The 20,551-nt window shown below is 74.7% G+C and carries 22 protein-coding genes and 1 pseudogene; 11 read left to right on the forward strand and 12 right to left on the reverse strand.

The genetic code is table 11. From position 1 onward, the window contains the following. Positions 1–99: 99 nt before the first annotated feature. Positions 100–486 (reverse strand): hypothetical protein, encoded by a 387-nt coding sequence (locus VKZ81_RS24570; protein ID WP_324244036.1) that lies wholly within the window; start codon positions 484–486, stop codon positions 100–102. Positions 487–598: 112 nt separating this feature from the next. On the opposite strand from VKZ81_RS24570, the gene VKZ81_RS24575 reads away from it, so the two are divergent. Together VKZ81_RS24575 and VKZ81_RS24580 are read left to right on the forward strand one after the other, a co-directional pair. Further along, on the forward strand, positions 599–1,033 hold the full coding sequence (locus VKZ81_RS24575) for a MarR family winged helix-turn-helix transcriptional regulator (protein WP_324244349.1): 435 nt from the start codon (positions 599–601) through the stop codon (positions 1,031–1,033). 150 nt (positions 1,034–1,183) lie between these two features. Next, the gene (locus VKZ81_RS24580) at positions 1,184–3,046 is read left to right on the forward strand and encodes a translation factor GTPase family protein (RefSeq protein WP_324244037.1); all 1,863 of its coding nucleotides are present in this window, start codon (positions 1,184–1,186) and stop codon (positions 3,044–3,046) included. A 4-nt stretch (positions 3,047–3,050) separates the two neighbouring features. Here VKZ81_RS24580 and VKZ81_RS24585 read toward each other — a convergent pair whose 3' ends face one another. Both VKZ81_RS24585 and VKZ81_RS24590 read right to left on the reverse strand, forming a co-directional pair. After that, positions 3,051–3,695, reverse strand: coding sequence for a dihydrofolate reductase family protein (locus VKZ81_RS24585; protein ID WP_324244038.1), 645 nt, complete (start codon positions 3,693–3,695; stop codon positions 3,051–3,053). 55 nt (positions 3,696–3,750) lie between these two features. Next, positions 3,751–4,497 (reverse strand): NAD(P)-dependent oxidoreductase, encoded by a 747-nt coding sequence (locus VKZ81_RS24590; RefSeq protein WP_324244039.1) that lies wholly within the window; start codon positions 4,495–4,497, stop codon positions 3,751–3,753. Between the two features lie 95 nt (positions 4,498–4,592). Between VKZ81_RS24590 and VKZ81_RS24595 the strand changes: the two genes are divergently transcribed. Genes VKZ81_RS24595 through VKZ81_RS24610 form a run of 4 tightly spaced genes read left to right on the forward strand, consistent with a single transcriptional unit; the run spans position 4,593 to position 8,122 of the window. Then, entirely contained in the window at positions 4,593–5,543 is a 951-nt protein-coding gene (locus VKZ81_RS24595) for a DUF6282 family protein (protein ID WP_324244040.1), read from the forward strand. Further along, the gene (locus VKZ81_RS24600; RefSeq protein ID WP_324244041.1) at positions 5,540–6,304 is read left to right on the forward strand and encodes an ABC transporter ATP-binding protein; all 765 of its coding nucleotides are present in this window, start codon (positions 5,540–5,542) and stop codon (positions 6,302–6,304) included. The genes VKZ81_RS24595 and VKZ81_RS24600 overlap by 4 nt, the downstream gene beginning before the upstream one ends. Then, the gene (locus VKZ81_RS24605; RefSeq protein ID WP_324244042.1) at positions 6,301–7,125 is read left to right on the forward strand and encodes an ABC transporter permease; all 825 of its coding nucleotides are present in this window, start codon (positions 6,301–6,303) and stop codon (positions 7,123–7,125) included. Before VKZ81_RS24600 ends, VKZ81_RS24605 begins: the two co-directional genes overlap by 4 nt. Further along, positions 7,118–8,122, forward strand: a complete 1,005-nt coding sequence (locus tag VKZ81_RS24610) for an ABC transporter substrate-binding protein (protein WP_324244043.1) — start codon at positions 7,118–7,120, stop codon at positions 8,120–8,122. Before VKZ81_RS24605 ends, VKZ81_RS24610 begins: the two co-directional genes overlap by 8 nt. On the opposite strand, the gene VKZ81_RS24615 is transcribed toward VKZ81_RS24610, so the two are convergent. Next, the gene (locus tag VKZ81_RS24615) at positions 8,086–8,958 is read right to left on the reverse strand and encodes an AraC family transcriptional regulator (protein WP_324244044.1); all 873 of its coding nucleotides are present in this window, start codon (positions 8,956–8,958) and stop codon (positions 8,086–8,088) included. The two genes, VKZ81_RS24610 and VKZ81_RS24615, sit on opposite strands and share 37 nt — an antisense overlap. Positions 8,959–9,035: 77 nt before the next feature. Between VKZ81_RS24615 and VKZ81_RS24620 the strand changes: the two genes are divergently transcribed. Next, on the forward strand, positions 9,036–9,980 hold the full coding sequence (locus VKZ81_RS24620; protein ID WP_324244045.1) for an alpha/beta fold hydrolase: 945 nt from the start codon (positions 9,036–9,038) through the stop codon (positions 9,978–9,980). On the opposite strand, the gene pcaD is transcribed toward VKZ81_RS24620, so the two are convergent. The 3 genes from pcaD to VKZ81_RS24635 are packed head-to-tail and all read right to left on the reverse strand — an operon-like array spanning position 9,977 to position 12,344. Continuing rightward, on the reverse strand, positions 9,977–10,738 hold the full coding sequence (gene pcaD / locus VKZ81_RS24625) for a 3-oxoadipate enol-lactonase (protein ID WP_324244046.1): 762 nt from the start codon (positions 10,736–10,738) through the stop codon (positions 9,977–9,979). The genes VKZ81_RS24620 and pcaD overlap by 4 nt on opposite strands. Beyond that, entirely contained in the window at positions 10,735–11,538 is an 804-nt protein-coding gene (locus tag VKZ81_RS24630) for a CoA-transferase subunit beta (RefSeq protein WP_324244047.1), read from the reverse strand. The genes pcaD and VKZ81_RS24630 overlap by 4 nt, the downstream gene beginning before the upstream one ends. Further along, complete coding sequence (locus VKZ81_RS24635; RefSeq protein WP_324244048.1) at positions 11,535–12,344, reverse strand: CoA transferase subunit A; 810 nt, start codon at positions 12,342–12,344, stop codon at positions 11,535–11,537. Before VKZ81_RS24635 ends, VKZ81_RS24630 begins: the two co-directional genes overlap by 4 nt. Positions 12,345–12,502: 158 nt before the next feature. On the opposite strand from VKZ81_RS24635, the gene VKZ81_RS24640 reads away from it, so the two are divergent. Continuing rightward, positions 12,503–13,369 carry an aldo/keto reductase gene (locus VKZ81_RS24640; protein WP_324244350.1) on the forward strand — a complete coding sequence of 289 codons (867 nt, stop codon included), beginning with the start codon at positions 12,503–12,505 and terminating at the stop codon, positions 13,367–13,369. A 215-nt stretch (positions 13,370–13,584) separates the two neighbouring features. After that, positions 13,585–13,887 carry a hypothetical protein gene (locus tag VKZ81_RS24645; protein WP_324244049.1) on the forward strand — a complete coding sequence of 101 codons (303 nt, stop codon included), beginning with the start codon at positions 13,585–13,587 and terminating at the stop codon, positions 13,885–13,887. 29 nt (positions 13,888–13,916) lie between these two features. On the opposite strand, the gene VKZ81_RS24650 is transcribed toward VKZ81_RS24645, so the two are convergent. Together VKZ81_RS24650 and VKZ81_RS24655 are read right to left on the reverse strand one after the other, a co-directional pair. Beyond that, positions 13,917–15,236 carry an amidohydrolase family protein gene (locus VKZ81_RS24650; RefSeq protein ID WP_324244050.1) on the reverse strand — a complete coding sequence of 440 codons (1,320 nt, stop codon included), beginning with the start codon at positions 15,234–15,236 and terminating at the stop codon, positions 13,917–13,919. Beyond that, positions 15,233–15,859 (reverse strand): NYN domain-containing protein, encoded by a 627-nt coding sequence (locus tag VKZ81_RS24655; RefSeq protein WP_324244051.1) that lies wholly within the window; start codon positions 15,857–15,859, stop codon positions 15,233–15,235. The genes VKZ81_RS24650 and VKZ81_RS24655 overlap by 4 nt, the downstream gene beginning before the upstream one ends. A 130-nt stretch (positions 15,860–15,989) precedes the next feature. Between VKZ81_RS24655 and paaI the strand changes: the two genes are divergently transcribed. After that, entirely contained in the window at positions 15,990–16,373 is a 384-nt protein-coding gene (gene paaI, locus VKZ81_RS24660) for a hydroxyphenylacetyl-CoA thioesterase PaaI (protein ID WP_324244351.1), read from the forward strand. 168 nt (positions 16,374–16,541) lie between these two features. Here paaI and trmB read toward each other — a convergent pair whose 3' ends face one another. Genes trmB through VKZ81_RS24675 form a run of 3 tightly spaced genes read right to left on the reverse strand, consistent with a single transcriptional unit; the run spans position 16,542 to position 19,040 of the window. Continuing rightward, the gene (gene trmB / locus VKZ81_RS24665) at positions 16,542–17,267 is read right to left on the reverse strand and encodes a tRNA (guanosine(46)-N7)-methyltransferase TrmB (RefSeq protein ID WP_324244052.1); all 726 of its coding nucleotides are present in this window, start codon (positions 17,265–17,267) and stop codon (positions 16,542–16,544) included. Next, positions 17,264–18,277, reverse strand: coding sequence for a glycosyltransferase family 2 protein (locus tag VKZ81_RS24670; RefSeq protein WP_324244053.1), 1,014 nt, complete (start codon positions 18,275–18,277; stop codon positions 17,264–17,266). The genes trmB and VKZ81_RS24670 overlap by 4 nt, the downstream gene beginning before the upstream one ends. A gap of 31 nt (positions 18,278–18,308) precedes the next feature. Next, positions 18,309–19,040, reverse strand: a complete 732-nt coding sequence (locus VKZ81_RS24675; RefSeq protein WP_324244054.1) for a glycosyltransferase family 2 protein — start codon at positions 19,038–19,040, stop codon at positions 18,309–18,311. An 822-nt stretch (positions 19,041–19,862) separates the two neighbouring features. Here VKZ81_RS24675 and VKZ81_RS35220 point away from each other — a divergent pair. Next, positions 19,863–20,546, forward strand: a pseudogene (locus VKZ81_RS35220) (DUF2339 domain-containing protein); the annotation flags it as partial. Positions 20,547–20,551 lie beyond the last annotated feature (5 nt).

Consider the following 20,551-nt stretch of genomic DNA (forward strand, 5'->3'; position numbering starts at 1 on the left):
AAGCACCGCAACGGCCCCACCAGCACGATCACCGTGGCCCACCAGCTGCACTACAGCCGCTTCGCCGACCTGGCCCACGGCTGACGGCGCGTGGGCGGCTCAGGTCAGCACGACCTCGCCGCCCACGCCGCTGCGTCCCGCCGGCGTGCCCACCAGCTCCACGGTGGTGCCGGCGCGGACGCGCTCGCCGAACACCCCGACCAGCGCCTCGGTCACGCCCTTGACCAGGCCCGCGACGATGTCGTCCGCGTCGGGGCGGGAGAAGGCCGCGTCCTTGATGCCGAACGTGACCCGGGGTGCGGGGTCCTTCGCGGGCTTGCCGCCGATGCCCCACCGGCCCACCGGGATGCCGACGAGCTGCACGACGGCGATCTCGCGCGCCCACTCCCCGTAGACGGCGACCACGGCGTCGGTGAGCGCGGAGATCACGTCGGCTTCCCGGCCCTGCAGGTCGGGTTCGCTGGCGTACACGACGAGATGGGGCATAGCGTCCTCCTGCCACGAGGCAAATACCTTTGGTTTCAAAGCTATTGGCAAGCTACCACGAGAGCAGGGCGTGTCCACCCCAGAAGACGTCGACTTCGCGGTCCGGGAGCTCATGCTCGTGTTCCCGCGCCTGGTCGGGCGGATCAAGAAGCTGCCCCCGCCGCCGGCCGTGCGGTCCCTCGAGCTGACGCCGCGGCACCTGGCGCTGCTGTCGATGCTGCTCCTCGATGGCCCGCTCACGGTGTCCGAGCTCGCCGAACGGCTCAGCGTGGCGCCGACGACGGTGAGCCTGCTGGTCAGTGAGCTCGCCGGGAAGGGTGTCCTGCGCCGCCGCGTCGACCCCGCCGACCGGCGGCGCCGGATCGTCGACCTGGGCGACGACCTCCGCCCGGCCGTCACGCGGTGGCTCGCCCCGGGGGTACGGGCGTGGCGGGAGGTGCTCGGCCCGCTCTCGCCCGCAGAGCGCCGGCTGATCGTCGACGCCCTGCTCGCCTACGAGGCCGCCGTCGCGCGGATCTCCGGCGTCGACCCGTCCGAGCCGGAGTAGCCCCGGCGAATACCGGTTGCCGCGCCGGCGCGGACCCCGGCAGCATGCCCCGCGACCGAACGACCGGCTGCGGGAGAACCTCGATGCGCGACCTCCTCGGAACACCCCAGCGTCCCCGTCGCTTCGCGGTACCCGAGGTCCTCGTCGCACATGCCCGACCCGCACACCCTGAACATCGGCATCCTCGCCCACGTCGACGCCGGTAAGACCAGCCTCACCGAGCGCCTCCTGTACGACACCGGCGCGATCCCCCGTCTCGGGAGCGTCGACGGAGGCGACACCCAGACCGACACCAGCGCCATCGAGCGGCGACGCGGCATCACCGTCCGCACGGCGGTGGCCGGCTTCTCGGTCGGTGTCACCCGGGTCAACCTGATCGACACGCCCGGCCACCCCGACTTCATCGCGGAGGTCGAGCGCGCGCTGGGCGTGCTCGACGGGGTGGTGCTCGTGCTCTCGGCCGTCGAGGGCGTGCAGGCGCAGACGCGCGTGCTCATGCGCACCATCTCCGACATGCGGCTGCCCGCGCTGCTGTTCGCCAACAAGATCGACCGCCGCGGCGCCCGCCACGACGAGCTGCTCGCCGAGGTGCGGCGCACCGTCGCGCCGAATGTCATCAGCATGACGAGAATCCGTGACCTGGGCACGAAGGCCGCCACCGTGGTCGCGGAGCCCTTCGACGCGCTGGTCGAGACCGTCGCCGAGGTCGACGACCGCGTGCTCGCGCGCGTCGTGGACGGCCCGCCGCCCACCGCGGACGAGGTCGCGGACGCGCTCGCCGCAGGCACCGCCGCCGGGCGCATCCACCCGCTGTACGCGGGCTCGGCGCTCTCCGGCGCCGGCATCCCCCAGCTCCTCGACGGGATCGTGCGGCTGCTGCCGCCCGCGCCGGTCGAGCCCGCCGACGAGCCGCGGGGCACCGTCTTCGCGGTCGAGCGGACCGCGGCCGGTGAGAAGGTCGCCTACCTGCGGCTCGCTGCGGGCGAGCTCCGGCCGCGGCAGCGGGTGGTGGTCCACCGCGGCGGCGCGGAGATCCCGCGGCAGGTGACCTCGCTGCGGGTGGTGGGCCGCTGCCGGGCCGACCGGCTGGTCGCCGGCGACATCGGCCGGGTCGGCGGCCTGGACCCCAAGGTGGGCGACCGGCTCGGCGCCCCGGCGGGCGACGGCGACGCACCCCGCTTCGCCCGCCCCACCCTCCGCACGACCGTGAGCGCGTGCGACCCGGCTGACGCGCCCCGCCTCCACGCGGCGCTCACGGACCTGGCCGACGAGGACCCGCTGATCCACGCGCAGGTGGTGCCGGGCGGCGCCACCGAGGTGCTGCTGTACGGCGAGGTGCAGAAGGAGGTGATCGCGGAGCGGCTCGCGGCCGAGCACGGGGTCGCCGCGCGGTTCGCGCCGAGCCGGATCGTCTGCGTGGAGCGGCCGGCCGGGGTCGGGCTGGCGGTCGAGGAGTTCGACCGGCGCGGGCCCGCGCTCGGCCGGTTCTGGGCCACGGTCGGGCTGCGTGTCGAACCCGGTCCGCGCGGCAGCGGCGTGGTGTTCCGGTACGAGACCGAGCTCGGCGCGCTGCCCCGGGCGTTCCACACCGCGATCGAGGAGACCGTGCACCTCGCGAGCCGGTGCGGGCGCGAGGGGTGGGCGGTCACCGACTGCCGGGTCACGCTCGTCCGCTCCGGCTTCTGCGCCCCGACGAGCGTGGCGGCCGACTTCCGGGGCCTCACGGAGGTGGTGCTGGCCAGGGCCCTCGAGCGGGCGGGCACACGGGTGTACGAGCCGTACCGGGAGTTCGAGCTGGAGATCCCCGCCGGCGCGCTGAGCGAGGTCGCATCGCGCATCACCTCGCTCGAGGCGCGCATCGGGCGGACCGACGGCGGCGCCGACCGGTGGCGGCTCGCCGGCACCCTGCCCGTCCGCCGGCTGGACGAGTTCCAGCGCAGCCTGCCCGGGCTGACCCGCGGCGAGGCGGTGTGGTGGACCCGCCCCGCCGTGGACCAGCCGGTCGCGCGCTGATCGGCTACCTGCGCCAGAACAGGTGGTGGACCACGCCGCTCGGGCTGGGCACGACCTCGAGGTGGAACCGGTCGCGCAGCTCGTCGGCGGACTCCCAGAGCCGCACCCCGGAGCCGAGCTCCACCGGTGCGACCGCCACGTGCATGGTGTCGACGAGGTCGGCGTCGAGGAACTCGCGGATGGTGGTGGGCCCACCGCCGAGCCGGACGTCCTTGCCGTCCGCCGCCTTCCGCGCCTCCTCCAGCACGTCGGCCGGGTCGCCGCCGACGAAGTGGAACGTGGTGTCGGACAGGGTGAACGACGGGCGCGGGTGGTGGGTCAGCACGAACACCGGGGTGTGGAACGGCGGCTCGTCGCCCCACCAGCCGAGCCAGTCGTGGTCGGGCCACCGGCCGCGCTGCGGGCCGAACTTGTTGCGGCCCATGATCTCGGCGCCGATGTTGTGGGTGAAGTCGCGGGTGAAGTAGTCGTCGAGGCCGCGCGTCCCGCCCGGGTCGCTCCGGTTGGGCCAGCTCGCGGTGGCGCCGGCCCAGCCGAGCAGCGCCTGCGGGTCGGCGTGCCCGAAAGGCTGCTCGAGGCTCTGGTGCTCGCCCGCGCCGAAGCCGTCGCGGGAGACGGCGAAGTTCTGGACCTTCAGCAATTGACTCATGCCCCGTGGTCGAAGGGCGCGGGCCGTTCTCGTCACGGCGACGATGTGTCGTGCGTCACAATCGGCTGAGGTGGTCCCGGGTCGCGCTCGCGATGTCGGACGGCACGCCGAGCTCGGCGAGCATCTCGGCCGCCGCGGCCATCTCCGCCGTGCGGCGGACCGCGTGCCGGTAGGAGCCGGTGACCAGCCGCTCGACGGTCGCCGCGTCGGCGCGGGTGAGCTCGTCCTCGATCATCCCCCGCAGCCAGTCCTCGCAGCCCGCGGCCCTGGCCGCGGTGAGGGCCTCGACCACGGCGGCGGACATGCCCTTGAAGAACACGCTCCGCAGCAGCTTGCGTTCCGCCGCCAGACCGGCGGGTCCATCCACGACCTCGACCGAGGCGCCGAACGGCCGCAGGAGCTCCGCCACCCGGGACGCCGCGTCGCCCGTGGCGAGCATCGGCACCCGCAGCCCCTTCCCGGGGACCGGCGCCATGATCGCAACGTCGGCGAACGGCACGGAGTGCTCCGCCGCGATCGCGGCGAGCGTGCGCTTCGTGCCCGGGGACGCGGTGTTCAGGTCGGCCCACGCCCTCGCGGCGGCGACCCCCGCCTTCAGCGCGTCGACCGCGGCGGACGCGCTGTTCACGCTCAGCACCAGGTCGGCGCCCTCGGCGGCCTCGGCCTCGGAGCCGGTGTCGAGCACCCCGTCCGGTGCTGTGACGGCGGGGTCGTAGCCCCGTACCACGGCGCCCGCGGCGACGAGGTCGCGGGCGAAGGCACCCCCGGCCTCGCCGAGGCCGAGCACGGCGATCGTCGTCATCGGCTTCCCTTCGTCATCGGGCATAACGGACCTGCCCTTGAAATTGCTGCCACGATTGTCGACAGTTTGGGCGGAGATTGCAGCGAAGGAGCTCGATGACCGACCACCCCCAGCCGTCCGCCCGTGCCCGCGAGCTGGTCCGGGGCGCCTACGACGTGCACATCCACGTCGCGCCGGACGTGATGCGGCGACGGATCGACGACGTCACCCTCGCGGAGCGGTTCGCCGAAGTGGGCATGGCGGGATTCGTCCTCAAGTCGCACTACTCCTCGACCGCGGAACGTGCGGAGGTGGTGCGCAGGGCCCGCCCCGGCGTCGACGCGCTCGGGGCCATCACGCTCAACGCGTCCGTCGGCGGCCTCAACCCGATCGCCGTGGAGATCGCCGGCCGCGGTGGGGCGAAGTTCGTCTGGTTGCCCACCGTCGACAGCGCGAACCAGCGCTCCTGCCTCGCCGCCGACCCCGAGGGCGCCAAACCGCCGATGTGGGCGCAGCTGCAGGCCGACCTCGCCGCGGCGGGCATGGCAGCCGACCCGGTGGACGTCCTCGACGCCGACGGCAAGGTGCTCGAGCGCACCCGCCAGGTGCTGCGGCTCGTCGCCGCGCACGACATGACGCTCGCGACCGGGCACCTGCACCAGGACGAGTCCACGGCGGTGATCGACGCCGCGCTCGAGGAGGGCGTGCGCCGCATCGTCGTCACGCATCCGGAGTTCACCTCGCAGCGCATCGGCGTGGAACGCCAGCGCGCGCTCGCCGAGAAGGGCGTGCTGCTGGAACGCTGTTACACAACCCCGTACACGGGCAAGGTGCCCTGGGACGTGTGGCTGGGCAACATCCGCGCGGTCGGGCCCCGGCACTCGGTCATCTCCAGCGACCTCGGCCAGCCGTTCAACCCGCCCGTCGAGGACGGGCTCGCGCTCGCCGCCGACCGGTTGCTCGCCGCCGGGTTCACCGACGACGAGGTGCGGCTCATGACCGTCCACAACAGCCGCTGGCTCGCCGGCGCCGACCCGCTGCCCGACGCGCCCGAGGACCTGCGGTGAGCCCGGTGCTCGTCGCCGACTCGGTGAGCAAGCAGTTCACCAAGGGCGACGAGGGGATCGTGGCGCTGCGCGAGCTCAGCGTGAGCATCGCCGAGAGCAGCTTCGTCACCATCCTCGGTCGCAGCGGGTGCGGGAAGTCGACCCTGCTCAACATGCTCGCCGGTCTCATCCCGCCCACCGCGGGCGAGATCCGCTACCGCGACCGCAGGCTGACCGGGCCGAACACGCGGATCGGCTACCTCACCCAGCACGACACGCTCATGCCGTGGCGCGACGTGCTGCGCAACGTCGAGATGCCGCTGGAGATCCGCGGCGTGGACGCCGCGAAGCGGCGCGCGGTCGCGACCGACCTCGTGCAGCGGGTCGGGCTCGCCGGGTTCGAGAAGCACTACCCGCGCGAGCTGTCCGGCGGGATGCGGCGGCGCGCCGGGCTCGCCCGCATGCTCGCGGGCGACCCCGAGACGCTGCTGATGGACGAGCCGTTCGGCGCCCTCGACGCGCAGCTGCGCGCCGAGCTGCAGCACGAGCTGCTGCGGCTGTGGCAGGGCAGTGGCCAGACCGTCGTGTTCGTCACCCACGACATCGAGGAGGCACTGCTCCTGGGCGACCGGGTCGTGGTGCTCGGGCGGGTCGGCCGGATCCTGCTCGACCGCGAGATCGACCTGCCCCGGCCGCGCGCGGCCGACGAGCTGCGGGTGGATCCCCGGTTCGTCGCGCTGCACAAGGAGCTGTCCACCGCGCTCAAGGAGGAGCATTCGTGACCACCGCCGTCGACGCGGGCCCGGTGCGGGTCGGGCTCGACCGCACCTGGTGGCAACGGCACGGGACGACGACCGTGGTCTGGGCGACCCGGGGCCTGCTGCTCGCCGCCCTCGTCGTGCTGTGGGAGGTCGCGTCCGACCGGTGGGTCGACAGCACGTTCATCAGCAGGCCGAGCGACATCGTCGAGCGGCTCGTCGAGTGGGGCGGCGACGGCACGCTGTGGACGAACACGTGGATCACGGTCCAGGAGATCGTCTACGGGTTCCTCCTCGGCGCCGCCACCGGGGCGCTCGCCGGGTTCGCGCTCGCGTCGATGAGCGTCGTGTACCGGGTGCTCGACCCCTTCGTGATGGCGCTGTACTCGATCCCGAAGGTCGCGCTCGCGCCGCTGTTCATCGTGTGGTTCGGCATCGGCATGCACATGAAGGTGCTGCTCGCCGCCGTCACGGTGTTCTTCCTCGTGTTCCTCAACACCGCGGCGGGGGTGCGCGAGGTGGACCGCGGGCTCGTCGATGCGGTGCGCCTCATGGGCGGCACCCGCCGCGACATCGCCCGCAAGGTGGTGCTCCCGGCGTCGATGACGGGCGTGCTGACCGGGCTGAAGGTGGCCATCCCGTACGCCCTGATCGGCGCGGTGATCGGCGAGCTCGTGGCGTCCAACCGCGGGCTGGGGTACCTGATCAACGACGCCGCGGCGCAGTTCGACACCGCGGGCGTGTTCGCGACGCTCGTGGTGCTCAGCGTGATCGCGGCGGTGCTGAACGTCCTCGTCGGCCTGATCGATCGCCGGGTCAACCGCTGGAAGCCCGCCGATGAGTAGTCGGCGGACCGTGCTGAAGGCGTTCGCCGCGGCGCCGCTGCTCGCGGCCGGGTGCGCCACGCGCCACTCCACCACGCCGCCGGGCGTGCTCAACGTCGGTCAGATCAGCAACTCGGTGGCGTTCTTCCCGCTGTTCGTGGCCGAGCGCAGGGGCTACTTCGCCGCCGAGGGGGTGCAGCTCGGCGAGCGGCCGCGGCTCGGCACCGGGGCGAAGGTTGCCGCCGCGCTCAAGGGCGGCAGCATCGACCTCGGGGCGGGCGTCATCACCGACGCGTTCAACCTCGCGAAGATCGACGACGGCACGCGGATCGTGACCAGCCTGGTCACCGAGTACTACGTCGACATCGTCGTGCCGCCGTCGTTCCCGGAGCCGGCCACGCTCGAGGACAAGATCGCCGCACTCGTCGGGAAGCGGATCGGGATCACCGGGCCGGGCAGCGGCACGGAGGCGCTGGTCACGCACCTGTTCACCAGCATCGGCCGCGACGCCGCCGTCGACTCGACGCTGGTCAACCTGGGCGGCGCCGCGACCGCCGCGATCGGGGCGCTCAGCGCGGACCGGGTCGACGCGCTGGCGTTCTTCCAGCCGATAGCCCAGCAGGTCGAGGCCGCGAACCTCGGGCGGACCTACATCTCCCCGGTGCGCGGCGACGTGCCGACCCTGCGGGGCGCGCTGCACGGCGTGGTGTTCAGCACCGAGAAGCTGCTCGACCGCAAGCCGACCGAGCTCGCGGCGTTCAACCGGGCGATCGGCCGGGCGCTGGCCGACATCCACGGCGACCCCGAGCGGGTGCGTGCCCTGCTCGCGCAGTACCTCGACAACACCGATCCGGCCGCGATCGACGCACTCGTGCCCATCCTGGAGCGGGAGGTCCCGCGGACGCCCCAGGTGGGGCGCACCTCCTACGACGTCGCGCGGGCGTTCCACCTCGACAGCGGCCTGGTGAAGAAGGCGCCGACCTACGAGGAGGTGCTGGTCGGCCCGCCGCAGGCCTGACGTGTGACGGGTGGGCCCTGGCCGGGCCAGGCCACGTCGTCGACGGCGAGGAACAGCTCGCCCGCCAGCGCGCGCGGCGTGAGCCCGCTGAACGCCCTGACGTCGCGGTGCAGGTGGGACTGGTCGAAGTAGCCCGATGCGGCCGCGGCGTGCGCCGGAGGGATGCCCGCGGCCAGCCGGTGCGCCGCGTCGTGGAAGCGGACGAGCTTCGCCGCCCGGTTCGGCGCGATCCCGATCTGGGAGCGGAACCGCGCCCACAGGCGCTTGCGGCTCCAGCCGACCTCGGCCGCCAGGCCGTCGACGCGGACCCGGCCGCGGCTGCCGACGATCCGCCGCCACGCCCGCGCCACCTCGGGGTGCACCCGCCGCCGGTCGTCGAACCGGCGGGCGAGCAGCTCGTGCGCCAGCGCGAACCGGTCCTGCCACGAGCCGGCGCAGCCGAGGCGCTCCCGCAGCCGGTCGGCGTCGCGGCCCCACAGGTCGTCCAGGGCGACGACGGCGCCCTCCAGGTCGGCGGGGCAGGTGCCCAGGAGCGAGTACGCGGTGATCGGCGACAGGCGCACCTGCACGGCCTCGACGCCGTGGCCGCGCGCCCGCAGCCGTCCGAAGGCCAGCCCGGCGGCGAAGCTGCCCCGGCGCCGGCCGGCTTCGTCCTCGACGCACACGTCGCCCGCGCCGACGTCGACGGCGAGCGTCACCGCGGGGTGCGGGATCACCCGCATGTCGAGGGGGCCGGGCCCGTGGTGGCGGAACCCCGCCAGGCTGACGCCCGGCAGCTGGCTCGGCCGCGCCGGGGCCACCACCTCCAGCGCGCCCCCGAACACGGCCTGCCCCATGCCCCCGATGCTACGAACGCCCGCACCGCGGAACATCCGTCCAATACGCCGCCGCGGCGGCGCACGACGGTGGGCGCATGGATGTCTCGACCTCCCGCATCCCCCGGCCGCGGCGCCGCGCGGTCGCGGTCGCCGTCCCGCTCGCGCTCGCCGCGCTGCTCGCGATCAACACCGTCGCGGTGGACCGGCAGGAGGCCCCGGCCTCCGGCAACCCGGTGCCGACGGCGGACGGCGAGCTGCACGTCGTGCAGGACGGCCCGCCGGACGCCCCCGCGCTCGTGCTGGTCCACGGGTTCACCGCGTCCAGCCGCTCCTGGGACCTCGTGATCCCGGCCCTGGCGCAGCGGTACCGGGTGATCCGGGTCGACCTGCTCGGCCACGGCCGGTCCGCGAAGCCGGTGGGCGCCGGGTACGCGATCCCCGACCAGGCGCGCCGGCTCGGCGAGGTCCTCGACCGGCTCGGGGTCGGCCGGGCCGTCGTGGTCGGGCACTCGACGGGCGGGTCGGTCGCCACGGCGCTCGCCGAGGCCCGGCCGGAGCTGGTGGCCGCACTGGCGCTGGTGGGCAGCGGGCCGCGGCTCGACGCCTACATCCCGCAGGGGCCCACCGACCAGCTCCTGGAGATCCCGGTCGTCGGGCAGCTGCTGTGGCGGCTGCGCACCGAGTCGCTCGTCCGCCGGGCCGCGGCCACCGCCGTGACCCGCGACGTCGCCATCCCCCAGCCGGTCGTCGACGACGTGCTCGCCATGACCCACCACGCGTTCACCGCGGCGGGCCGCGGCGCCGAGGACTACCTCCGGCAGCGCCCGCTTCCCGACCGGCTCGCCGGGCTGGACGTGCCGCTACTGGTCGTCTTCGGCGCCGAGGACCGCAGGTGGCGCTCGGCGTCGGCCGCCGACTACCGGGTGGTCCCCGGGGTGCGGATCGAGGTGCTGCCCGGGGTGGGGCACTCACCCCCGATCGAGGACCCGGCCCGGACCGCCGATCTGCTCATCGGCTTCGCCGGGAGCCACGCCGGTTAGCTCGCGTGCTCGACGATCAGCCGGGTGGCCTCGTCCGCCTTCTCGATCGTGGCCAGGTGGGCGGCGTCCAGCACCTCCAGCCGGGCGCCGGGGATGCCCTCGGCGATCGTGCGGGCGTGCGGCTCGACCGGCGTGGACGGGTCCTGCGAACCGGCGATCACGAGCGTCGGCGCGGTGATCGCGCCGAGGCGGTCGCGGTGGTCCCACACCTCGATGGCCTGGCAGCAGGCGATGTAGCCCTCGTCGGGGGTCTCCGAGACCCAGCGCACCGCCTCGGCCACCACGTCCGGGTGCTCCGCCGCCCAGCCGGGGGTGAACCACCGCGACACGACCCCCTCGGCGACGGAGCCGGTGCCGCCGGCCGAGACCGCGGCGATGCGCTCCTTCCAGGGGGTGCTGTCCGGGAAGTTCGCCGAGGTGCAGCACAGCGTGAGGCTCGAGATCCGCTCCGGGGCCTCCGAACCGAGGTACATCCCCACCATCCCGCCGAGCGACAGCCCGCACCACGCGACCCGGTCGAGCCCGAGCCGGTCGAGCAGGGCGAGCACGTCGCCCGCGAGGTCGGCCATGGTGTACGGGCCGGGCGGCACCGGGGAGCCGCCGTGCCCCCGGTGGTCGATGCGGATCACCCGGAACCGCTCGGTGAGCGGGGCGACCTGGGGCCGCCACATGTCGAGCGTGGAGCCGAGCGAGCCCGACAGCACGATCGCGGGTGCGTCGCGCGGTCCCTCGTCCACGTGGTGCAGTGCGACGCTCACGAGGCCTCCTTCTCGCCGACGGTGCGCAGGGAGCGCAGGGTCTCCAGTTCGGTCGTGCTCGGCGGGGCGGTGAACACGAGGTCGGCCGCGACCTGCAGCGGCCACCCGGTCTCGGCGCGCACGCGCTCCACCGTCACGCCGGGGTGCAGCGCGGTGAGCACCAGCTCGGCCGTCTCCGGGTCCGGTTCGAGGACGCCGAGGTCGGTGATCACGCGAACCGGGCCCGCCCCGCGCAGCCCGAGCCGCTCCCGGTCCCCCGGCCCGGTTCCGTGCCCGACGGAGGTGACGAAGTCGACGTGCTCCACGAACGACCGCAGCCGGTGGCGCATCACGACGATCACCTGGCGGCACGACGAGGCGATCTCCGGCGCGCCGCCGGAGCCGGGGAGGCGGACGGTCGGGTCGTCGTACTCGCCGATCACGGTGGTGTTGATGTTGCCGAGCCGGTCGATCTGGGCGCCGGAGAGGAACCCGACGTCGATGCGGCCCGGCTGCAGCCAGTAGTTGAAGATCTCCGGCACGCTGACGACCGTCAGGGCGGAGTCGGCGAGGACGCCGTCCCCGATCGACAGCGGCAGCTCGGCGGGCCGCGTGTCGACGGTGCCCGACTCGTAGATCAGCACCAGCCGGGGCGCGTGCAGCCTGCGGGCCAGGTTGGCGGCCCTCGACGGCAGGCCGATCCCGACGAAGCAGACCTGCCCGTCGCGCAGGGCGCGCGCGGCGGCGATGGTCATCATCTCGTCGGAGGACCAGTCCTGCGCCTCCTGCGTCCCGGCCACGGGCTCGGCGGTACCGGTCATGCCGCTTCCTCCTCGATCGAGCGCAGCCAGCGCAGGAACGCCTCGCGGTCGCGGCTGATGGCGTCCCACGCCTTGTACGCGGCGTTGTCGCGCTCGTAGTAGCCGTGCGCGTACGACGGCGCCGCGCCGCAGGGGGCGGTCGCGACCGCGTCGATCGCCCAGCCGGGCAGCACGATCGCCCCCGGCACCGGCGTCAGCTCGTCGACGACCTCCTCGACGGTCACCAGGGACCGGCGCGCGGCGAGCACGGCCTCCTTCTGCACGCCGGTGATGCCCCACAGCTGGACGTTGCCGTCGCGGTCGGCCCGCTGGGCGTGGACGATCGTGACGTCCGGGTTGAGCGCGGCGACCGCCGCCAGCCGCTCGCCGGTGAACGGGCACTGCACGGTCGAGACCGTCTTCGTGTGCTGGGGCAGGTCGGTGCCGGAGTAGCCGCGCAGCACCGCGAACGGCAGCCCGGACGCGCCGGCCACGTACCGGTTCGCCATCCCGGCGTGGCTGTGCTCCTCGATCTCGAGCGGGACCGGCCACCCGTTGGCCAGCGCGTCGCGCATCCGGTGCAGCGACCCGACGCCGGGGTTGCCGCCCCAGGAGAACACGAGCTTGGACGCGCACCCCGCGCCGATCATCTGGTCGTAGACGAGGTCGGGCGTCATCCGCACGAGCGTGAGCTCGCGGCGGTGCTGGCGGATGATCTCGTGCCCCGCGGCGAACGGGATGAGGTGCGTGAACCCTTCGAGGGCGACGGTGTCGCCGTCGTGCACGAGCTCCGACACGGCCTGCGGCAACGGCACGATCTTGGCCACGTCGGAACGGTAGTGCGCCGCTGCAGACCCGGCAATCGACAGCGGTCCCGTTCCTGTACGTGGCACCGGCGGGTGATCGTTCTGACGCACGGCGAGGCGCCTGTCACGTTCTGCGGCGGTCCGTCCTAGCCAATGGGATGGTGTGCGGGGTGAGCACCCTGTCTGACACCCGCCCCGCCGCCGCGTCCGGCCGCTTCCGGCTGGGCGGCGAGCAGGGCCCCCAAGTCCACCGCCTCGGCTTCGGCACGATGCGCCTCACCGGCCCCGGGGTGTGGGGCCCACCCGCCGACCGCGACGCCGCCGTGGCCGTGCTGCGGCGGGCGGCCGACCTCGGGATCGACTTCTTCGACACCGCCGACTCCTACGGCCCCGACGTGGCCGAGGAGCTGCTGCGGGAGGCGCTGCACCCCTACGACGGCCTGACCGTCGCCACCAAGGCGGGCCTCGTGCGGACGGGTCCCGACGAGTGGCACGCGTACGGGCGGCCCGAGTACCTGCGCCAGCAGTGCGAGCAGAGCCTGCGCAAGCTCGGCGTCGAGCGGATCGACCTGTTCCAGCTGCACCGCATCGACCCGCAGGTCCCCGCCGACGAGCAGTTCGGCGCGCTGGCCGAGCTGCAGGCGGAGGGCAAGGTGGCCGCGGTCGGGCTGTCCGAGGTCGGGATCGAGCAGATCCAGGCCGCCCAGCGGGTGGTCGACGTCGCCACCGTGCAGAACCGCTACAACATCGCCGACCGCAGCAGCGACGACGTGCTGCGCTACTGCACGGAGCAGGGCATCGGGTTCATCCCGTGGGCGCCGATCGCGGCCGGGCGGCTCGCGCGGCCGGGTGGGGCGCTCGCCGCCGCCGCCGAGAAGGTCGGCGCCACCCCGGCCCAGGTCGCGCTGGCGTGGCTGCTGCAGCGCTCGTCGGTGATGCTGCCGATCCCGGGCACGAGCGACGTGGCGCACCTGGAGGAGAACGTCGGCGCGGCGGCGATCACCCTCGACCTCGACACCGTCGACGAGCTCGACCGCGCGGCGTAGTGCACGGGGCGTGACGACTACTCGGCAGAGCGTAACGACACGCCGAATCCACCCGAACGAGCGGAATCGGCTCCCGCCCCTGTAACGGGCGGGCCCGAGCCGTTTCCCCGCCAGAGTGTCCCCGTTGTGGGTGGTGGATGCGCCGACCGGCCCAGCCGGGAGTGGGCCGAAACGCGGAGTCGATGGCGCACCGGGAGCCACAACGGAGGTGACGCGTGTCCGAGCTGATGACGGACCTCGACTGGTGGGCGGCCACCCGCTACCCGAGCGCGGACGAGGAGTGGGCGCCGTCGTCCGGGCGGCACTCCTACGACGACGACGCCACGATGACGCCGATCTTCCACGCGCTGACTCGGGGCGGGTGGCGCAGCCGCCAGCACGAGCCCGCCCGCGCGGTCGACCCGGTGGACGAGTTCCGCCGCGACCCGCTCACCGCCCCGATCCCGGTGCAGCCGCCCGCGGCGCCGCGCCGTAGGCGGGAGCTGCCCGAGACCGGCCGCCACCACCGCCTGCGCTGATGAGGAAGCCGGCCGCGGCGACGGGATAGCTAGCCGCGGAGGCGGGCCGCCACCTCGCGCAGCGCGACCGTCGCGGCCCGCCGGTCCACCCGGGTCGGTTCACCGTCCGCGACCACCTGCTCGCCGGCGACCCACACGTCCCGCACCACCCGGGAGCCGCCCGCCCACACCAGGTTGGACAGCAGCTGGGCGTCGTCGTCGGGGGCGACGAACGCCGGGTCGTCCAGGTCGACGTGCACGACGTCGGCCCAACGGCCCGGCTCCAGCGCCCCGAGGTCGTCGCGGCCGATGGCCGCGGCGCCTTCGCGGGTGGCCATCAGCAGCAGCTCGGACGCCGTGACGGCGGCCGCGTCCCCGCTGCCGACGCGGGCGATCAGCCCGGCGAGCCGGGCCTCGGCCCAGAGGTCGAGGTCGTCGCCGGAGGCGGGCCCGTCGGTGCCGAGCCCGACGCGGATGCCCGCCCGGCGCAGCGCCGTCACCCGGGCCATGCCCGCGGCGAGCTTGGCGTTCGACCCGGGGCAGTGGGCGACCGCGGCGCCGCGCGCGGCGAGCAGGTCGATGTCGGACTCCGACAGGTGCACGCCGTGGGCGGCGAGCACCCGTCCGCCCAGTGCGCCGACCGCGTCGAGGAGGGCGGGCACGGAACCGTGCGACTCGCGCAGCGCCCGGTCCTCCTCCTTGGTCTCGGCCACGTGGATGTGCATCAGCGCGCCGCGGGCGCGGGCGTGCTCGGCCACCGAGGCCAGCGCGTCGGGCGGCAGCGTGTACGCCCCGTGCGGGCCGTAGCCGAGCTCGATCCGCTCCCCCGGCCCGGACCGGAGGCCGACCTCGTCGATCCGCGCCGACACGTCGTCGCGCATCTGCTCCCAGGTGCCGAGCCGCTCCCACCCCGGCGCGGCGATGATCCCGGGCGTCAGCACCACGCGGGAGCCGACGGCCGTCACGGCGTCGATCACCGCGTCGGTGAAGAAGTACATCTCGACGCTCGTCGTGCAGCCGGTGCGCAGCAGCTCGATGCAGCCGGACGTCATCGCGACGCGCACGTCGTCGGCCTGCAGCCTGCCCTCGGCGGGCCACATCACGTCCTGGAGCCAGCGCATCAGCGGCAGGTCCCCGCCCATGCCGCGCAGCGCGATCATCGGCGTGTGGGCGTGGGTGTTCACCAGGCCGGGGAGCAGCAGGCCCGGCAGCTCCCGCACCGGGCCCGCGTGCTGCGGGGCGGTCGCCCGCGGGCCGACGTGGGCGATGCGCCCGTCGGCGGCGACGTCGACCACCGCGTCGCGCAGCACCGAGCACCCCGGGTCGCACGGCAGCACCACCGGCGCGACCAGCCGCGTACCCTCGCTCATCTGCGCGGCTCCAGCAGCGAGCGCAGCGACCGGAACGGCGGCAGCCACGCCCCGGTCTCGGGCAGCGTGTCGAGGGTGATCCGCGGCAGCGGCTCGCGGAACACCCCGTCGATGTCCTCGAGGTCCACGAATTCGATCACCTCCGAGTTGAGCGCGAAGCTCGCGTGCTCGCGGAACCCGATGACCGTGACGGCCGTGCCGGCGGCGTCGAGCTCCTCGAGCGGCTCGCGGAACGCCCTGCCGTCGCCGGAGGCCACCACGAGGTGGCGCAGCCCGCCCTCCGAGGCGCGGAGGCGGATGTGGGCGAGCATGTCCTCGTCGATGTCGGAGTCCTCGGTGAGCTTCGGCTTGGCGAACACCGCGAAGCCCACGTTGCGCAGCGCCTCCACCCAGGGCCGCACCACGTCGGTGCTGCCCGGCGCGACGTTGGTGAACACGGTGGCCTCCGCCTCCGCGTCCGGCCCCGCGAGGTCGAGCAGCCACCGGCCGACGGCGTCGAACCGGGGCCGGAACGCCGCCGTCGGGCGGGCCCCGAGCAGCGAACCGAGACTCATGTCCATGTTCGGCGCGTCCCACACGAGCAGCACGCGCGGGACCGGGGACACCGTCGCGGTCGGGATCATCGGTCGACCCTATCCGGATAGCATCCGACGGTGATGGTCGAGCTGCAGGATCGCCGCGCGCACCACCGGCACCGGACCCGGGCCCGCCGTGGGTGACGAGCTCGAGGTCGCCCGGCGCACCGCCGCCGCCATGGAGCGGGCCGACGCCGCCGGCCGGGGTGCGGGCGTGCGCCTGCTGGACGTCGGGCCGGGCCGGGCGCGTGTCGCGCTCACGGTCGAGGAGCGGCACGTCAACGGGCACGGCATCTGCCACGGCGGCTACCTGTTCCTGCTCGCCGACGCCGCGCTCGCCTACGCGTCGAACAGCTACGGGACCTCCGCCGTCGCCGCGGGAGCGGACATCACGTTCCTGCGCCCCGTCACGCTCGGCACCGAGCTGGTCGCCGAGGCCGTGGAGCGGGCGAAGGTCGGGCGGTCCGGGCTGTACGACGTCACGGTCCGGGCAGGCGACGAGCCCGTCGCCGAGTTCCGGGGCCGGACCCGGCAGGTCCCGGGCCTGAAGGCGCCGGACTGAGCCCGCGCACCCGGCCCGCGACTCGCCCGCACCCGGCCAGCGACTCGCCGACAGCCAGACCGCGACTCGCTGACACCGATACCGCGACTCGCTGACACCGAGACCGCGACTCGCCCGCACTCAACGCGCGACTCGCCGAGAGCGAGCGCGCGACCCGCGGGAGGCGGGCTAGCGGTGCCGGGCGCGGTAGAGCAGGTCGTGCACCGTCCGCCCCTCGCGGAGGGCCCGCCGTTCGAACTTCGTCTCCGGCCGCCACTCCGGGCGCGGCAGCCAGCCGCCGGGCTGGTCGGCCGCGGCGTTCTCCAGGGCGGGCTCGGCGTCGCACACGGTGCGCATCTGCACCGCGTAGTCGTCCCAGTCGGTGGCGAGGTGCAGGAAGCCGCCGTGCTCCAGCCGCGACGCCGCGAGCGCGACGAACTCCCGCTGGATCAGGCGGCGCTTGCGGTGCCGGCGCTTCGGCCACGGGTCGGGGAAGAAGATCCGGATCCCGGCGAGCGACTCGGGCGGCACGCGCTCGCGCAGCAGCGCCACGGCGTCGCCGCGCAGCAGCGCCACGTTGGTGAGGCCGAGCTCGACGATGCGCATCAGCAGCTGGGCGAGGCCCGGCTCGTACACCTCGACGGCGATGTGGTCGACCTCGGGCGCGGCCGCGGCCATCGCGGCGGTCGACTCCCCCGACCCGGACCCGATCTCCAGCACCAGCGGCGCGGTGCGCCCGAACCACGCCGGAGGGTCGTACGGCTCAGCCCCGCTCAGGATGTCGGCGACGTCCCGGCCGCGCTCCGGCCACCAGCGCTCCCACGCGTGCTGCTGGCCCTCGGTGAGCCGGCTGCGGTGGTGGACGAAGGTGGGGATCGGCGGGTGCGGCGCCTCCTCGGCCACCCCGGGCCTCATCCCGCGCTGCGCGGGCGGACCGCCTCGGCCGCGGGCAACCGCACGCCGGACGTCGCTCCGGGCAGCCTGCCGCGCAGGTAGCCCGCGGTTGTGCAGGCGAGCGCGGTGACGATCGCGGCCGCCGACGAGACGCGGCCCTCCTTGAGCTCGCGCAGCACGGCGACGGGGAGCACCCGCGCCACGTAGCTGCGCTCGGTGGACAGCGCGTCGTCGCTGCCGACGAGCTTGGACACGGCCGCCTTCGACAGCCCCTCCGCCCAGCTGCGGCGGCGCAGGTAGTCCCACCGGATGCGGTCGGGGCTCACCCGGTGGTCGACGACGGCGGCGGGCTCGAAGATGATCCGGATCTTCTCGCCCGCCCGCTTGTAGTGCTGCCGGGCCCGGATGCAGAGCTCGGTCTCCTCGCAGCCCAGCGGGTTCTTGCCGATGCGGCCGATGTCCTCGGCGAAGCCGCCGACGCGCTCGAACACCTCGCGCCGGAACGACATGTTGCAGCCCATGAGGTTGCGCACCTCGGCCTGACGCACCGGCTGGCCGGTGTAGGTACACCCGACGATCCAGTCGAGCTCGCCCGTGGCGTTGGGGTCGTAGGGCGCCGCGCCGGGCAGCACCCGCGGCCGGTTCACCGGCCAGCGCGGGTGCGCCACGCCGCCCACCGCCTTGACCGTGGGGTCGCTGTAGGGCGCGAGCAGCGCGGCGAGCCAGCCCGGCCGGGCCGCCGCGTCGTCGTCGAGGAACACGATGACGTCGCCCGCCGCCTCCGCGATGGCGGTGTTGCGCGCCCCGGACAGCCCCTGCTTGTGCGCGTTCGGCAGCACCCGCACGCCTCGTGGGCCGAACGCCTCCTGCGCCCGCGAGAGCAGCGCGGGGTTGTGGTCGACGATCACGAGCGTTTCCGCCGGCGCCACGTCCTGCGCGAAAACCGAGTCCACCGCGGCGACGATGTCGTCCCACCGCTTCTCGGTGTACACGCAGACGACGACACTCGCCGTGACGGCCGGACTCTCCACGGGTGGTCTCCTCCTACCGGACGACCGCGCGTCAGAAGCGGCGGCGTGACTTCCGGCGGACGGCCCGCCGGTGCTCGGCGAGAAGCGTACGCAGCACCCGTGCACCGTCTGCGAAGGTACGGAGGTTGGTGTCCCCGAACACGCGCTGGCGCTCGATGGACGGCACCTCGGTGATCTTCAGACCGGCCGCGGCGACGCGGCAGTTCAGCACGGTCTCGATCTCGAAGCCGTCGCCCCAGAGCATCCCGTCCGGGGGCGCGGGCGCGTCGACCGGCGGCAGGTCGAGCAGCGGGAGCAGGTCGGCCCAGAAGGCGTTGTAGCCGTAGCAGAGGTCGGTGTAGCTCGTGCCGAACAGCGCGTTGGCCACGCCGTTGAGCCCGGCGTTGCCGGTCTTGCGCAGCAGCGTGATGTCGTCGCTGCCGCCACCGGGGGTGAACCGGCTGCCCTTGGCGAAGTCGGCGCCCGCCACGAGCGCGGCGACGAACGCCGGGATCTCGTTCGGGTCGGCGGAGCCGTCGGCGTCGAACATGACGAGGACGTCACCGGTGGCCGCGGCGAACCCGCAGGCCATGGCATTGCCCTTGCCCTTGCGGGTCTGCTTGATCACCTTGACCCACGGCAGCACCCGCTTCGCGGTCTCCACGGTCCCGTCGGTCGAGTCGCCGTCGACCACGATGATCTCGTGGACGGAGGGGCGCACCGCGGCGATCGCGGGGAGCACGATCTCGAGGTTGCGCGCCTCGTTCCGCGTCGGAACGATCACCGACACCGTGGGGTACGGCGTGCGGGTGCGCTGTGCGTGCGGTCGCGGACCGCGGGTCGGGCCTTGTGCGTGCAGCTCGACGGGGGCCGGGCCGCCGTAGGCGGCCGCACGGGCGGGTGAAACGGCGCTCACACATCCTCCAGACGGGTCCGCTCCAACAGGACAACGAAGCCGGCCCGCGCCGGTTGCGGCGGACGGGGGGCGGGTCGCCCGTACGGGCGTCCGCTCCGGGTCGTCGTTGCCCGCTGGACCGTGGTCACGTTCTTGATGACGCACGGGAGCCGCGATCGGTTGCCCCCCGGTTTCGGATCACCCTGTCGGGCGGGTCGCGTCGCCCTCTCGTGACGCGACCCGCCACGCGGTGCCACCCGGTCACCCGGGCGGGTGCCCGCGCGGGGAGCGGCAGGTCGGCGCCACTCTGCTGCGTCGATCCGCCGGTCGGTCGAGGCGCGCCGCCCACCCCGGCCGCCGTTATCGGTTCGTGATCGAACGCCGGTAGCGCTACGGAGCACGCGGGCGTGCCCCCGGACGGATGCTTCCGGCATGGGCACCGATCCGTACCTGGCAGTCGTGGCCGAGCTGGACCTGCTCGCCAGGCGGGTCGATGCGCTGAGCGGCGAGCTGCGGCGGCTGCGCGGGGCGGACGCGGTGGGAGCTGCGGGGACTGAGGGGATCCCCGCAGCACCGCCTCGCCCCGCGCCGGTGCCGTGGGCGCCCGCCGCGCAGCCCGCCCGGGGCCGGCCCGGGCCGTGGGGGGTGGGCGGGCGTGCCCAGGCGCCCGCGGACCACGGGGGCGGTCCGCGGGCGCCGCGACGGCCCCGGATGTCGGGCGCGCGCGTGCTCGCCTGGACCGGCGGCGGCGTCACGCTCCTCGGCGTCGTGCTGTTCCTCGCGCTCGCCGCGTCGAGGGGGTGGTTCGGCCCGGTCGGCCGGGTGGCGTGCGGTGCGGTGCTCGGCGCCGCGCTGATCGGCGTCGCGCTGCGCCTGCAGCCGAGGGCGAACGCCCGCCTGGGCGCGCTCGCGCTGGCCGGCACCGGCGTCGCGACGCTCTACCTCACGGTCGCGGCCGCCGCGGCGGTGTACGGCTTCCTCGCCCCGGCGCCCGCGCTCGCACCGGCCCTCGCGGTCGCGGGGGGTGGCGTCGCGCTCGCCGACCGCTGGCGGGCGCAGTCGCTCGCGTGCGGTGCGGTGGTCGGCGCCGTGACGCTGGCGCCCGTCCTCGTGTGGGGCTGGCTGCTGGTCGCGCTCGCGCTGGCGCTGCAGCTCGCGGCGCTGCCCGTGGTGCTGCGGCGCTCCTGGTCGGCCCTCGCGCTCGTGGCGGCGGCCGGCCCCGTGCTCTACGGCGCGGCCGTCGGCGGGCTCGCCGACGAGGTCGCCCGCGGGCCTGCGGTCGCCGTGGCGCTCGGTGCGTTGGTCGCCGGGCTCGCCACCGCGCTGCCCGCGGCGCGGCTGCTGCCGGCCCGCCCGGTCGCGGCGCTGGTGGCCGCGGCGCCGGTGCCCGCCCTCGTGAC

Origin of the sequence: Pseudonocardia sp. (genome assembly GCF_035305885.1) — a bacterium.
Lineage (GTDB): Bacteria > Actinomycetota > Actinomycetes > Mycobacteriales > Pseudonocardiaceae > Pseudonocardia.